Raw genomic sequence first — 14,482 nt, forward strand, 5'->3', positions numbered from 1 at the left:
CCCATGACCGGACAAGAAAGACAACGACCATCCATGGCCCCTTCCAAAAAATTCAACATAGCCGCCTATTGCGAGCGCATGGAGCAGATTCTCGGCGGGCAGGAAGGTCCGGCCAAGATCTTCTGGAAGGCGCTCTCCTTTGCGGTTTCCGCCCATCAAGACCAGCGGCGCAAGTCCGGCGAGGCCTATGTCAGCCATCCCCTCCAGGTGGCGAAAATCCTGGTTGAGGAACTGGACATCCGCGACCCGGAGCTGCTGGCCGCGGCCGTGCTCCACGACACGGTGGAGGATGTGCCCGAGGTGACCAGCGAGGTGATCGGCGAGATCTTCGGCAAGAACATCGAGATCATCGTCGATGCCTGCACCAAGATCGCCAATTTTTCCGGAAACAAGCAGACCTTTTACAAGCTGGTCCACCGCAAGCTTTTTTCCGGGGCCGCGGCCCATCTTGAGGTTCTCTTGATCAAGCTGGCCGACCGCTTGCACAACCTGCGGACCATGGGCTCCATGCCCAAGGACAAGCGGCAGAAGATCGCCGAGGAAACCCTGGACATTTACGCGCCCTTGGCCAAGGTCATGGGCTTGAACTCCATCAAGCGCGAGCTCTACACCCTGGCCCTGATGTATAAATTTCCCCGGCAGAGCCAGAAGGTGCTGGCTGCCATCAAGCGGCTGCAGATGAGCGAGGAGGTGCTGGTCATCAAGCGCACCCTTGAGGAGCGGATGCAGGAGGTGTGGATCACCCACGAGATTCGCCTCAACCCCAAGGGGCTGTGGGCCTACTTTGATCCGGCCCAGAAGGTGCTGCACAAAACCATCGCCAACCCCCTGGAATTCATCATCGTTACCAACGATATCCAAACCTGCTACCGCATTCTCGGGGTCATCAACCAGAACTATCCGCCCATCCCGCGCACCATCCGGGATTTCATCGCCAACCCCAAGGCCACCGGCTACCAGAGCCTGCATGTCCGCGCCAATATCAAGGGGCGCAACTACCTGTTCAAGATCCGCACCACCGAAATGACCACCTCCTCCCGCACCGGCCTGGTGCGGGAATGGTTTGCCCACAAGAAGGTGCCTTCCAGTTTCGAGGTGGAACTGCGGGAGATGCTCGACATCCTGGGGACGGACGAGGATCTCTCCTACCGGGAGATGATCGCGGTTAGCGGCAAAAAGGCGATCTACACCTATACCCCCAAGGGCGACCCTGTTGAGCTGCCAGCCCACAGCATCGTGCTGGATTTCGCCTTTAAGGTGCATACCGATGTGGGCAAACGCTGCATCATGGCCAGGATCGGCAAGCGGCAGGTGGCGCCCGACGCCCTCCTCGAAGACGGCGATCAGGTGGAGATCATCTGCCAGAAGGAGCCGGTGCGTTTTGAACCGGACATCCAGCACCGGTGCCAGACCCCCAGGGCCCGGGCGGAGCTTTCCAAACTGTTCCGCCAACGGCGGGAGAGTCTGGCCAGCATGATCGGCGAGAGTATCCTCCGCCAGGAACTCAAGCGCTATGGGTTGCCCTATGAGATTCTTGAAAATCCTGGCATGGCAAGCATCATGGGTCCCCTCGGGGCACGGGAGCTGCCGGAGCTTTTTCTTGGCCTGGGCGAGGGGAGGTTCCGGTTGCGGGAACTCATCAACGAAATCAAAACGTGCCTGTATGCGGGAAAGGAAACCCTGCAGCCCCCCACCGGCAGCCTGAACCGCATCGAGCTTGCCACCCTGGATCCGGCCTGCATCAAGTTTTCCCGTTGCTGCAATCCGGTGCCCACGGAAAAAGGGCTGTACGGCCTGCTCAGCGAGCGGGGGCTTTCCGTGCATCAGAAGGAATGCGCCACCATTACCTCCCTGCAGGTGCAGCGGGAGGATGTGGTGGAGGTGCGCTGGCGGCTCAAGGAGACCCTGGTGCCCAAGCCGCAGAGCATCCTCATTCTGGAGGCCCCGTCCCGCAACCGCGTTCTCATGATGCTGGGCGTGGCCCCGGAAGAGATGCGGATCAGCGAGATCGAACTGCTTTCCAGCCAGCCGTCGCGCACCTCGGCCTGGCAGATCAACTTTCAGGTCGACACCCTGCAGGGGCTCAAGAATATCCTTGTTCACCTGGGCAAGACCGGGATGGCCTTTGAGTTCGGGCTGGAACAGTAAACTGTTCAGCAGCACCACATCTGCGTTGTCATCGGCCTGCTCGTGTGCGACAAGCACACTTCGCAGACCTCTTCCTAGCATCTGCACCGCTGCTGAACAGGTTACTACATTTTTCTGCACCAAGCAGGTCGTTTGTGTGCCGCTTCCTTGCTCTACAGCTTCTCCCCCATGGCCAGATCCTCCAGGCCGTCGCGGTCTAAAATGGTGATCTGTGCTCCTTCGCTGCTGATCAATCCCTGTTTTGTGAGCTTGGTCAGGATGCGGGAGAGGGTTTCCGGGATGGTGCCCAGCAGGCTGGCCAGATGGGCCTTGCCGATGTTGAGCTTCACCGTGTCGCTGTCCCCCTGCTGGGTGCTGAGGAACAGGATGTGGGCCGCCACCCTCCCCGGCACCTCTTTGAGCGAGAGATCCTCGATCAGGTGGGCAAACTTCTTAAGCCGCATGGACAGGGTGGCCAGCATGTTCATGGCCAGGGCCGGATTGGTCCGGATCAAGTCGGTGAAGGCGCGGCGCGGGATGAAGAGGGTTCGGCTTTTTTCGAGAGCCAGGGCATGGGCCGGGAAGGTCGAGCCCATGAAAACGGCGGCCTCGGCAAAGGGCTCCCCAGGCCCGAAGATGTGGAGGATCTGCTCCTTGCCCTCCATGGAAAGCTTGTAGATCTTGACCAATCCCTCCATGACCACATAAAATCCGGCGCCCGGATCGCCTTCGGCAAAGATGCTTTGCCCGCGGGCGTAGTCCTGGAGGGTGATGATCATGGTCAGCTCGTCATACTGCTCGGGGGTCAGGCCGGCAAACAACGGAACCTGTTTGAGAAAAGACATGAGTTCCATGGGTTACTCCTTTCTGGCGGGCGGACACGTCAAGGCCCAGGCCAGGTTGTCCGTAAAAAAACAGAGCACGGTAGTGTGCGCAGGGCAAAAACTCTCCGCTCTGCCCGGGGTAACAGTCAGCGCCAACGGGTTGTGCGGAGTGCCTTGTCCGCCGAGGCTTGCAAGCAAACGAATTTCCAGCAGGCCGAGCAGGGGGGTGATCCGGACCATCTTGCGCATTGCCTCCTTGGCCGTCCACAGCATGGTGAGTCGCTCCGTTTCCGAAAAAGAGAGGGGCAGCGAGGCCTTCAGGATATCTTCCTCTCCCGCACCGGCAAAGCATTCCTTCACCCGGAGGATTTTGTCGCCGGGTTGCTGGATGTCAAGGCCGCAGGGGAGATTTGCCGCCAGGGCCGCGGCCAGCGGCCCGCTGTGGGAGATGGAGATGAAGGGCGGCGCAGGGTGCGCCCCGGCCGCCACGCAGGGGCGGCCATCTTGTTCGGTTCGGATAGCCAGTTCCGGCCACGCTGCCGGGGATTCACCCAGGATCGCCGCCGCCGCCCATTTGGCCGCCATTCGTCCTCCCAGCCACTCAAGCCGCCTTTTTTTCAGGCGAAAGCCCTCCCATTGCGCCATTTCGTCCGCGTTCAGGCAGGCATGCGCCTCCCCGGACTGCTGGTCCGCGAGGGCGGCAAGCCGCACCGCTCCCAGCCGCAATTGGGTTGCCGGGGCAAAGTGGTGCTGCCACTCCTGCCGGTATTCCTCAAAAATGGCTTGGGCCAACGCCATTGTTCTCTCCTTAGGATAAAAATCCTTGCTCTTGTCCGTAAGTTTTTGTAAGGATTAGATAATATGTCTCAGGGGTCAACCATGACTGCAATTGATTTCGGCGTCATCGCCATCATGCTCATCTTTCTTGTGCGCGGCATCTGGATCGGCTTCATTCGCCAGTTGGCCTCCTTGGCGGCGCTCATTCTCGGCTACCTTTTTGCCGGACGGTATTACGAACAGATAAGCCCGCGCCTTTCTTTCCTTATCCCTTCGCCGCAAATCTCTTTCCTGGTGACCTACGCCCTGCTGTTTATCGCGGTTTTTTTGGGAGTCCTGGCCATTGGGTATGTGCTCAAAAAGGTCATGAGCCTCTCGCTTCTCGGCTGGTTTGACCGGTTCATGGGCGGCCTCTTCGGTCTGGTCAAGGCGGGAGTGGTGGTGACCGTTCTCTTCATGGTGATGTCCGGGCTGCTGGCGGACTCCAACCCGCTGATGACCAGTTCCCTGACCTCGCCTTATCTGTTTAAAAGTTCGGGCTTCCTGCTTGCCTCTGTCCCCGACCGGAATTTGCAGCGCCATCTACTGCCCAGGGAGCCTGCCATCGGCCGCCCTGACCTTGCCATACCAGCGGGCAAGCCGGTCCGGATTGAACCCGCAATAAAAACCAAATAAAATAAGCTGATTCACCGCGGTTGTCTGCACCAGTCCCAACCGTTGCCAGCGCCGGGCTGAGGTGAGAGCCGGGGTTGCGAGCAGGGCGATCCTCCCCATTTTCCGCAAGCGGAGCACCAACTCAAGATCTTCCAGCAGGGCCAGCTCCCGAAACCCTCCCATTGCCTGAAACCGGGCGGCGGGGAGAAACAGCGCCTGGTCGCCATAGGGGAGCCCCAGCCAACCGGCCCGCCAATTGGCGCAATATTCCAGGAGCCGGAAGCGCCAGCCTGCGGCAGCAACGGCGAAACGGAAGGCTCCGGCCACGACCCCCGGCTGCCCCAAGGCTAGGTGGATGTGCGCGGCAAAACCTTCGGGCAATCTGGTGTCGGCATGGAGAAAGAGGAGCACCCTGCCGCGCGCCGCCCGCGCCCCTGCGTTCTGCTGCCAGCCGCGTCCCTGCGGCGCCTGTATCACTCTGGCCCCGGCGGTCATGGCCAGACCGGCGGTTGCATCCTGGCTGCCGCCATCGGCGACAATCACCTCCACTCCCGGCTGTCCGGTCAGCCCGGCCAGGGTTTCGCCGAGGCAGCCCTCCTCATTGAGGGTCGGGATGACAATGGAAATGTCGTAGGTCTTCCTGTCGGTCGACATCGGCAAGGGGTTCCAGAAGGTGGGTGGAAAGATTCAGTTCGTGCGCCTGTTTCAGGGTTGCGGCCAAGACCTCGCCGGTGCCCCAGGGGATCCCGGCAAAAAGAGCGGGGGCCGGTCGGTTGAGGCCGACCAGATAATATCCCCCGTCCATGGCCGGGCCGAGCACCAGATCCTGGGATTCCAAGGCTTTAAAGGCCTGGGCAAAATGAACGGGGCCAAGGCCTGGACAATCGGCGCCGATAACCACCACCTGGCGGTTGCCTTGGGCAAAGGCGTGGGCAAAGGCCCGGCGCAACCGGTCGCCCAAGCCGCCCTCGCCCTGGTCCAGGCAGGGGATGTCGTTGGCAAGCCAGGCCGCCATGGCCTGTTGGTTCCCATCTGTGTAGCGAATCTCCAGGCCCGCCGGATAGTTCCCCGCAAACCGGACCATCCGGGCGACAATCGTTTCGCTCATCCGCCGTTGCAGCGCGGCCGCGCCCTCGGCTCCCAGGGCCGGGATCAACCGGGTTTTTGCCCGTCCCGGCTCGGGATACCGGGTAAAAAGAATGAGCCGCGCCTGTCTGGATTTCTCCATTTTTCGTTCACTCTCCGGGCCGAGACGCACTGATGGGAACATCCTTGCCGCAGGGTCTGTTCTCCGCTATACTTGCCACCAAGATCCTTCCCCAACAACCCATCACCATACCAGCCATCCCGTGACCGTCAAAAGAAAAAAGAAACGTCCGGACCCATGTTCCTACCGGAAAAGAATCTACCGGAGCCGTGTCGCGCCTGGCGGGCTGGTCAGTTTCGAGGTGCGGATCCGGGAAACGGATTTGCATATCCTTTCCGGCACAGACCTGCGTCAAGAGGCCACGGCGGCGGTGTTCCGGTATCGCGGTCAACTGGAAGGCTACATTGCGCACCATCCGGAATTTGTAACATCTCTCTCCCCCCTGCCCCTCGATCCCACCGCCCCGCCCATTGTTAAAACCATGCTCGCTGCGGGCCAGGCGGCGGAGGTCGGCCCCATGGCCGCGGTGGCCGGGGCCATGGCCGAATATGTCGGGCTGGATCTTTTGGCTGCGGGCGCAGGGGAGGTGGTGGTGGAAAACGGCGGCGATATTTATTGTTGCCGCAACCAGGAAAGCGTGGCCGGGATCTTTGCCGGATCATCGCCGCTCAGCAACCGGGTGGGGTTGAAGATTCCGGCCAGCCGCATGCCCCTCGGCATCTGCACCTCCTCCGGCACCGTGGGCCATTCCCTGAGTCTGGGCGAGGCCGATGCCGTTACGGTGCTGGCCAAGGATACCGCCCTGGCCGATGCGGTGGCCACCCTGGTCGGCAACATGGTTCAGCCGGGGCAGGGGCTTGAACCTGCCCTTGGCAAGGGTTCCGCCATAGCGGGGATTTTGGGGGTGGTCATCATCCGGGGTGAGGAGTTGGGCGCCTGGGGCGAGGTGGAGCTGGTGCCGCTGGGGGGTTGAATCCTTTTTATCTTTTCCCCCCGGCTGAGTATGATACTTTGTATAATGAAAGCGCTGCCCGCCATGGAGGGGGGCGCAGAGGGGTTTTCCCAAGGGAAAGGCATTGTCGATGCGTGATTTTCTGGAACAATTAACCGGGGCAACGGAATTCATGCCGCACGGTTATTGCCTTGTCTGGGATCCGGCCCTGCTCTGGCTCCATGCCGGGTCGGATGTTGTCACCGGCCTGGCCTATCTTCTCATCGCTGCCATGCTCTTTTTTCTGGTTGCCAAAAGACGCGATCTTCCTTTTTTCTGGCTGTTTCTTCTCTTTGGTGTCTTTATTCTTGCCTGCGGCCTCACGCATTTTTTCGCCGCCTGGACGATTTATGTCCCCTCCTATTGGGAGGAGGGGCTTGTCAAGGCGGTCACGGCCCTTATCTCCATCGTCACGGCTCTGTTGCTTTTCCCGCTTTTGCCAAAATTGCTGATCTTGCCCAATCTTTCCAGATCCCTGGAAGAAAACAAGCGGTTGAACCGCGAATTGGAGCATCAGATCGAAACCTTGCGGAAATCCGAAGAGCGGTTCCGCTCCCTTGTCAATGCCTCGTATGATGCAATCGTGATTGCCGACGCCCAGGGAAATATTCTTTCGGTCAACGGCGCCACGGAAAAGATGTTCGGCTATGGGGAAAAAGAGCTGGAAGGCAAGCCGCTGACCATTCTCATGCCCGAACGATATTGGGAAAGCCATCGTCTGAGCCTGAAGAACTTTGTGGTTTCGGACTTGGCGCCGCACACGGGAAAGGCTTTTGCTTTTGCCGGCAGGCGTAAGGACGGGAGCGAATTCCCCCTGGAGCTGAATGTTTCCATCTGGGTTTCGGAGGGGGAGGTCAATTTCGGTGCGGTTATCAGGGATGTTACCGAACGCACCCGCCTGGAGACGGAGACGTTCAATGCCCAGCAGCGGTTCAAGACCCTGGTGGACAGCCTGGATGCCTTGGTATATGTCGCCGATTTTGAAACCCATGAGCTTCTTTTCGTGAACAGATATGGCCGGGAGATCTGGGGGGAGATTGCGGGGCAGATTTGCTGGCAGGCCCTGCAAACCGGGCAGACAGGGCCGTGTGCCTTCTGCACCAACGACAGATTGCTGGATAAGGAGGGAAGGCCGACCGGCGTTCATGTCTGGGAGTTTCAAAACACGGCGAACAACCAGTGGTATGAATGCCGGGATCAGGCCATCGAATGGACCGACGGCAGATATGTCCGAATGGAGGTCGCCACCAATATCACCGCCCGCAAACGGGCGGATCAGGAAAAGGCCGAGCTGGAAACCCAGATCCGCACGACCCAGAAGATGGAAGCCATCGGCACCCTGGCCGGGGGCATCGCCCACGACTTCAACAATATCCTGGTGCCGATCATTGCCTACACGGACATGGTCATGGCCACCGAGGTTCCGGGCAGCGCAAACTGGCAGAATTTGCAGGAGGTGTACAAGGCCGCCAATCGGGCCAAGGAACTGGTGAAACAGATCCTGACCTTCAGCCGGGAGCGGGAGCATGAGATCTGCCCGGTTCAGATCGTCCCGGTGGTCAAGGAATCCCTCAAGCTGCTGAAGGCCTCGCTGCCCAGCACCATCGAGATCACGCAACGGCTGGAGGCCGAGGGCGTCACCATCCTTGCCGACCCTACCCAGATCCACCAGATCGTCATGAATCTGTGCACCAATGCCTACCATGCCATGCGGGACAAGGGCGGGCTCATGGAGGTGACCTTGTCCCAGGTGGAGATCGGCTCGGGAGACTCCCTGGACCGCAGGCTGCTTCCAGGTTCGTACCTTGTTCTCACCGTGAGCGATACCGGGCCGGGCATGGACCAGGCCACCATGGAGCGGATCTTTGATCCCTATTTCACCACGCGCAAACACGGGGAGGGGACCGGACTCGGCCTTGCCGTAGTGCTGGGGATCGTGAAGAAATACGGGGGAGATATCCGGGTGTACAGTGAACCCGGGCAGGGGGCGTCCTTTCAGGTGTATTTTCCCGTCCTGGGCAAAGCCGAAGAGGGATTGAGCTCCATCCTGAGCACCGCGCCGGTCACCGGCGATGAACGGCTTTTGCTGGTGGACGACGAGCCGCAAATTGTCGATTCCATGCAGAAGATGCTCGAGTTCCACGGCTACCATGTCACCGCGAAAACAAGCAGCGTTGAGGCCTTGGAGGTTTTTCGCCTTTCTCCCGAGGGCTTTGATCTGGTCATTACCGACCAGACCATGCCGTACATGACCGGCGATCAACTGGTGCTGGAGTTGAAAAAAATCCGGCCGGATATCCCGGTCGTCCTCTGCACGGGATTCAGTCTGGTCATGGATGAGGCCAAGGCCAAGGCGTTGGGGATTGACGCCTTTCTCCTGAAGCCTGTTCTGCGAAAAGAGATGAGTGAAACAATCAGAAGGGTGCTCGACACAGGGAAAAACGGGCGGTGAACAGATGCGAGCCCTGTTCCCCTGTTTTTTTTTTTTGAGAGTAATTGCCGCCCCTTCTTGCCCAAGGCATGGGGCGCAGGCTGAAATGGCCCAGCCGCAGAGGGTTGAGGCGGCTGCCAAGGGTGTCGTTTTTTTCCTGTGTTCCGCCCATGGAGCTGGACACAGGAACACCTAGGAATTGTATGACTAGAAAAAATATAGTGTATCTCGTTGTTTTCGTCTGTGTCGAGACCGTGCTCTCCGGACTGCTCTTTTGGGGAAAAGAGCGAGCCGAACAAAGGTATGTGGAAAACGTGCTCGTGCACCACCAAGGGCAATACGCCTCCAATATCGCCTGTTTCGGCCGGCTTGCCCGCTTCACGGCCCGGGAAATTTTCATGAACCCCGAGGCCGTTGCTCTTTTTGCCCAGGGTGTCGAGGCCAGCGGAGTAGAGCGCGACCGGTTGCGCACCGCCTTGTACGCCCTGCTTCTGCCTTCATACCGCAATCTTGGCCAGGAATATTTCCGGCAGGTGCACTATCACGGCGCCGATGGCGTCAGTTTTTTGCGGATGCATCTGCCGGAGGAATTTGGCGATGAACTTTTCACTGTCCGTCCTTCTGTCCGCCTTGCCAATAGCGAAAAACATTTTGTCGAAGGGTTTGAGGTGGGCCGCGACTACCATGCCTTCCGCCATGTTTTTCCATTGCAAAAAGAGGGGAAACATCTGGGGACGGTGGAGATCAGCGAGCCTTTTTATGTGATCAGCAAGGCCTTGCGGGATATCTACCCGGAGGAATATTTTCTGCTCCTGAAAAAAGACCTTCTCGTGGAAAGGCTTACCCAGGAAGGACTGAAAAATTATGCGGGTTCCACCCTGGTGGACGGCTATCTTCAGGAAAAGGCCGATTTCGTTGCCGAGGCGGCCGAGCACCGGCATGCCGGACATCTGGCCCCCGGTCTCATAGCCCGGATCAACACGGAGATCAGGCCGAAGATTTCCGGAAAATTGGCGGCGGGCAAGCCCTTTACTCAAACCGTCCTGCTCGACGGCCAGGATTATCTGGTGGTCTTTTTGCCGGTTGTCGAGATCGATGGCCGGATCGCCGGGTTTCTGGTCTCCTACGGTGTGGAGCTGCCCCTGGCGCACATCCGGCATGGGTATCTGCTTGCGCTTCTGCTGGCGTCGGTGCTGCTTGTTCTCTTGTTCGGCCTGCACCTGAGGACCACCCGGAAGATCGCCGGGCAACTCAATTTTCAGCGGCAGCTCATGGAGACCATCCCCATCCCCATCACCCTCAAGGACCGCGATGGCGTTTTGCTCAACTGCAACCAGGCCGTGGTCGATCTCTTGCGCCTGCCCAGGGAGAAGATCATCGGCCAGCGCACCGATTCCCTTGTCAGCCCGGAAGCCGTGGCCCAGCAACAAGCCCTGGACCGCAAGGTCATGGTCTGCGGCCACCGGCAGCAGGAAGAACAGCATCTGGTTTTTCCGGACGGAACCAGCCGCGACCTGCTGGTGGTTAAAGCTCCGTTTGTTGATGAACAGGGCAAGGTTGCCGGGGTCATCGGTTCCGCCGTGGATATCACCGAGCAGAAGCGGAGCGCGGCGGAGATTGCACAATCCCACGCCGAGCTGGACCAGATCTTCAACACCGCGGCCAATGGCATGCGGGTGGTGGGTCTGGACAACACGGTTCTGCGGGCCAACAAGACCTTTTTTGCACTCACCGGCCTGACCGAGCAGGAGGTTGTGGGCAGGAAATGCTACGAGGCTTTTGCCGGCGCCGCCTGCCAGACCGGGCAGTGCCCCATGTCTCAGATCCTTGCTAATCCCCGGCGGCTGGAATCCGAGCTGGTCAAGGTTTTGCCGTCGGGCCGCAGTCTCGTATGCGCCGTCACCGCCACTCCCTACCGTGACATCAACGGCGAGATTATCGGGATCATCGAGGATTTCAGGGATATCTCCCGTTACAAGGAACTGGAGCAACACCTCCGGGAGATCGCCATCACCGATGAGTTGACCGGGCTTTTCAACCGGCGCGGCTTCCTGACCCTGGCCGAGAAGCAAATGGGCAACGCCCTGCGGGCAGACCATGACATGTTCCTGATTTTTGCCGATCTGGACAACATGAAAGAGATCAATGACCGCCTCGGCCACGAGACCGGGGATCTGGCCCTTGCCACCACGGCCTCGCTCTTAAGGAGCACCTTTCGCGAGGCGGATATCATTGCCCGCCTGGGCGGTGATGAGTTTGCCGTATTTATCTCCTGCAAGCCGGAAACGGACAGTGAGCAGGCCATTCTCTCCAGGTTGGAGAGCAACATCCTCCAGGAAAACAGGAGCGGTGATCTCCCCTTTTCCGTTGCCATCAGCTTTGGCGTGGTCCGGCTTAAAAAGGACGAAACCCTTGGGCAGGTCATGACCCGGGCCGACGGGTTGATGTACGAAAGCAAGCTCCGTAAGAAGAAGGGCGCCGGCAACGGCGGGCAAGCCAACCCTGTTGCCTGATTGAATTTTAAACTTTTTCTTCCCGCAAGCCGAAACGTATCCTGAAAAGCCAACATCATTTTCAGGAGGTTTTCGTCATGAAGATTGCTGCCGCCGGAGTCAGTCTGACAAGCGCCCACGCTTTGCACGAAGAGCAGAACAGGAACGAGTCTCTCCGGTTCTGGGTGGGCAATGAACGGCCTGTCTTCGCCGGGGAAGAAGAGTTGCCGGCTGCCCAGGTGCGGATCTCCGCCGAGGCCAGGCAGCGTGAACAAGCGGTGTCCCAATCCTTGCTGGGCGGAGGAGCTGTTGAAGCTCCGCCACCGGATGCTTCTCCGCCGGAAGACCCCAAGCTGACCACCATGCGCCTTATTTTGGAGGCGCTCACCGGCAGAAAGATTCGCATCACCAGCTTTGCGCCCCTCTCCTCTGAAGATCCCGGAATTCCGCCACAGGGCACCAGCCCGGAAGAATCCCCGCCAGCCCGCCAGGGATGGGGGCTTGAATACGACCTCGCGGAAACAACGACCGAGCAGGAGTCCCTCGATTTTTCCGCAAGGGGTCAGGTTGTAACCGTTGACGGGCAGACCATTGATTTTCAGCTCCAGCTTGCCATGCGCCGGGACTTTGCGGCCACGAGCAATGTGCGGATTCGGGGGGGAGACGCCCTGCTGATTGATCCGTTGGTGATCAACTTCACCGGCAAGGCGGCGGCGCTCAGCGATATGCGCTTCGCTTTTGACCTTGATGGGGACGGCACGAGCGAGCAGATCTCAGGCCTTGCCCCGGGCAACGGGTTTTTGGCCTTTGACCGCAATGGCGACGGTAGGATCAACAACGGCTTGGAGCTTTTCGGCCCGGCCAGCGGCAATGGCTTTGCCGAACTGGCCCGGCTGGACAGCGACAACAACGGCTGGCTTGATGAAAACGATCCGCTGTATGACCAGTTGCGAGTATGGATGCGGGAGGAGGCAGGAAATGAGTCGCTGGCCACCCTTGCGCAAAAAATGTCGGCGCCATTCTGCTCCGCCCGGTGGAAACCTCGTTTGCCTTGAAAAACAGGGCAAACGGGTTGCAGGGACAGCTTCGGGAAACCTCGATTTTTCTGGAGGAAAACGGCGGAGCGGGAATGGTGCAGGAGATCGATTTTGTCGTCTGACGGCGGCTAGGACATGGGCAGGGTGAAGGTGAAACATGAGCCGCTGCCCGGGGTTGACTGCACCGTTATCGCGCCGCGATGGGCCTGGGCCACGGTCTGGCTGAGGCTCAAGCCCTGGCCGACCCCGGAAACGCCGGATTGCGTGGAGCCTGGCGCGGCCTGGGCGCCTTTGGTGGTGAAAAACGGGTCGAAGATCTTGGGCAGGTATTCCTTGGAAATGCCGCAGCCGTTATCCGTGACCCGGACAAAAATATTTTCGTCCTGCCTTTCGGTTTCGATGCGGACGATGCGCGTCTCTTTTCCCAGCGTGGCATGGGCGGCGTTGCGGATCAGGTTCATGACCAACTGCTTGACCAGGCCGAAATTGAGCACCGCGTTGCACTCCTCGGCAAACTCGGTTTCGATCTGGATGCCTTCCGCATCCAGCTCTTTGCGGCAGAAGGAAAGGGCCTCGATCACCGTATCCGTCAGGCTGCCGAAGGTAAAACCCCATTGGGCGCTCTGGTCGCTGAAGGTGACCAACTCTTTGATGATTTCCGTGCCTCGTCTGGCGCAAACCCGCACCTGCTCCAGATGTTCGCGGACCTCGGCGGGCAAATCCTTATGGAGCAGGGCCAACTGCACATAACCCAGGATGCCCACATCGATATTGTTGAACTGGTGGGAAATTCCGGCCACGAGATGGCCGAGGGCCGCGAGGCGCTCCGCCCGCTGGAGCTGTTCCGCGGCCAGGCGGCGGAAGCTCATGGCCTCATGGTACTGGAAACCGTTGCGCACGGCCATGACCAGTTCCCGGTTGTCCTGCCAGGGTTTGGTGATATAGCGCCAGACCGCTTCCTCACTGACCGCCTGCATGATGCTGTCGATGTCCAGGTAGGCGGTGAAGATCATCCCCACAAAAAACGGGTTTTTCTCGCGGGCCCGGTGGAGAAACTCCAGCCCGTTCATGCCGGTCATGCGCAGGTCGCTGACAATGACCTGGGGCGAAGCCTCCCCCACCAGCCGCAGGGCTTCTTCCCCGTTGCCGGCCAGGAGTAGGGTATACTCCTCTTTGGCAAAGGCCAGTTCGATGGTTTTGAGGATCACCGGGTTGTCATCGACAAAGAGCACGGTCTTGGGCATAAAGGGTTCCTGTGTAGGGATTTTGGCTCCGCTTCTTTGGCTCAGGATATAACGGCAACCGAAAGCCTGTCAAAGAATTACTGCTTCCCGCATGGCCCGGCCCGTAGAGTTTGTCCGTAAATAAATCTTTGCTGCTCGCATCCGGCTTGTGGCCGCCGGTGGCCGCTTCTCAATCGCAAAATCCTCGCCGGAGCGCTGCTATGCCTGTGTTTTTGCGCAATCGTCCCGCCCAAATCCGTCTCACAATCCGGCGCGATTCCTGAAAAGATTATTTACGGACAAACTCTTAGTGAAGCTCCTCGCCGGTGGTGGTCATGACCAACTGGCCATGCTTGACCCCTTTTACCCCGATGAGTTCGTTGGCGATCCGCTTCACCTCTCCCACCATCCCCCGCACCACCAGGACCTCCAGGCAGTTATGCGCGTCGAGATGCACATGGAGCGCCGAGATAACCCGGTCGTGGTGGGCATGCTGATGCTCTGTCAGCTTGTCGGAAAGATCGCGGACATGGTGGTTGTACACCAGGGTGACGGTGCCCACCACTTCCGCATCGCCGGCCGCCCATTTCTCCTCCACCAGCGCCGAGCGGATCAGGTCGCGGATCGCCTCGGAGCGGTTCATATAGCCCTTGGCCTCGATGAGCCGGTCATAGCTTTCCAGGAGACTTTCGTCGAGCGAGATTCCGAAACGGATGGTTTTTCCCATGTGGTTGCTCCTTAAAATATGTTGACACCTATTCCGAGATATTGTACCTAGA

General features: G+C 59.3%; 12 protein-coding genes. 6 read left to right on the plus strand and 6 right to left on the minus strand.

The features are described 5' to 3' along the window. Positions 1 to 33 precede the first annotated feature (33 nt). Positions 34 to 2,148, plus strand: a complete 2,115-nt coding sequence (locus MWR57_RS11175; protein WP_423124900.1) for an HD domain-containing protein — start codon at positions 34 to 36, stop codon at positions 2,146 to 2,148. 152 nt (positions 2,149 to 2,300) lie between these two features. Here the strand turns inward: MWR57_RS11175 and MWR57_RS11180 are convergent, their stop codons facing one another. Both MWR57_RS11180 and MWR57_RS11185 read right to left on the minus strand, forming a co-directional pair. Continuing rightward, complete coding sequence (locus tag MWR57_RS11180) at positions 2,301 to 2,981, minus strand: Crp/Fnr family transcriptional regulator (RefSeq protein ID WP_423124901.1); 681 nt, start codon at positions 2,979 to 2,981, stop codon at positions 2,301 to 2,303. Positions 2,982 to 2,984: 3 nt separating this feature from the next. Beyond that, complete coding sequence (locus MWR57_RS11185) at positions 2,985 to 3,749, minus strand: 4'-phosphopantetheinyl transferase family protein (RefSeq protein ID WP_423124902.1); 765 nt, start codon at positions 3,747 to 3,749, stop codon at positions 2,985 to 2,987. An 81-nt stretch (positions 3,750 to 3,830) separates the two neighbouring features. Here MWR57_RS11185 and MWR57_RS11190 point away from each other — a divergent pair, with 81 nt between their 5' ends. Then, entirely contained in the window at positions 3,831 to 4,403 is a 573-nt protein-coding gene (locus MWR57_RS11190) for a CvpA family protein (protein WP_423124903.1), read from the plus strand. Here MWR57_RS11190 and MWR57_RS11195 read toward each other — a convergent pair. Then, positions 4,311 to 5,036 (minus strand): TIGR04283 family arsenosugar biosynthesis glycosyltransferase, encoded by a 726-nt coding sequence (locus tag MWR57_RS11195; protein ID WP_423124904.1) that lies wholly within the window; start codon positions 5,034 to 5,036, stop codon positions 4,311 to 4,313. The two genes, MWR57_RS11190 and MWR57_RS11195, sit on opposite strands and share 93 nt — an antisense overlap. Next, positions 4,981 to 5,610, minus strand: coding sequence for a TIGR04282 family arsenosugar biosynthesis glycosyltransferase (locus MWR57_RS11200; RefSeq protein ID WP_423124905.1), 630 nt, complete (start codon positions 5,608 to 5,610; stop codon positions 4,981 to 4,983). Before MWR57_RS11200 ends, MWR57_RS11195 begins: the two co-directional genes overlap by 56 nt. A gap of 121 nt (positions 5,611 to 5,731) precedes the next feature. Between MWR57_RS11200 and MWR57_RS11205 the strand changes: the two genes are divergently transcribed. The 4 genes from MWR57_RS11205 (at position 5,732) to MWR57_RS11220 (ending at position 12,498) form a co-directional block, all read left to right on the plus strand. Then, the gene (locus MWR57_RS11205; protein WP_423124906.1) at positions 5,732 to 6,502 is read left to right on the plus strand and encodes a UPF0280 family protein; all 771 of its coding nucleotides are present in this window, start codon (positions 5,732 to 5,734) and stop codon (positions 6,500 to 6,502) included. A 109-nt stretch (positions 6,503 to 6,611) separates the two neighbouring features. Beyond that, on the plus strand, positions 6,612 to 8,972 hold the full coding sequence (locus tag MWR57_RS11210; protein ID WP_423124907.1) for a PAS domain-containing sensor histidine kinase: 2,361 nt from the start codon (positions 6,612 to 6,614) through the stop codon (positions 8,970 to 8,972). A gap of 182 nt (positions 8,973 to 9,154) precedes the next feature. Further along, the gene (locus MWR57_RS11215) at positions 9,155 to 11,464 is read left to right on the plus strand and encodes a diguanylate cyclase (protein WP_423124908.1); all 2,310 of its coding nucleotides are present in this window, start codon (positions 9,155 to 9,157) and stop codon (positions 11,462 to 11,464) included. Between the two features lie 77 nt (positions 11,465 to 11,541). Next, complete coding sequence (locus tag MWR57_RS11220; RefSeq protein WP_423124909.1) at positions 11,542 to 12,498, plus strand: hypothetical protein; 957 nt, start codon at positions 11,542 to 11,544, stop codon at positions 12,496 to 12,498. 110 nt (positions 12,499 to 12,608) lie between these two features. Here the strand turns inward: MWR57_RS11220 and MWR57_RS11225 are convergent, their stop codons facing one another. Together MWR57_RS11225 and nikR are read right to left on the minus strand one after the other, a co-directional pair. Next, a complete protein-coding gene (locus MWR57_RS11225; RefSeq protein WP_423124910.1) occupies positions 12,609 to 13,724 on the minus strand; it encodes a sensor histidine kinase in 1,116 nt (371 codons plus the stop codon). 286 nt (positions 13,725 to 14,010) lie between these two features. Further along, on the minus strand, positions 14,011 to 14,430 hold the full coding sequence (nikR, locus tag MWR57_RS11230; RefSeq protein ID WP_423124911.1) for a nickel-responsive transcriptional regulator NikR: 420 nt from the start codon (positions 14,428 to 14,430) through the stop codon (positions 14,011 to 14,013). Positions 14,431 to 14,482 lie beyond the last annotated feature (52 nt).

The organism is Hydrosulfovibrio ferrireducens, assembly GCF_046883345.1.
Taxonomy (GTDB): domain Bacteria; phylum Desulfobacterota; class Desulfobulbia; order Desulfobulbales; family Desulfurivibrionaceae; genus Thiovibrio; species Thiovibrio ferrireducens.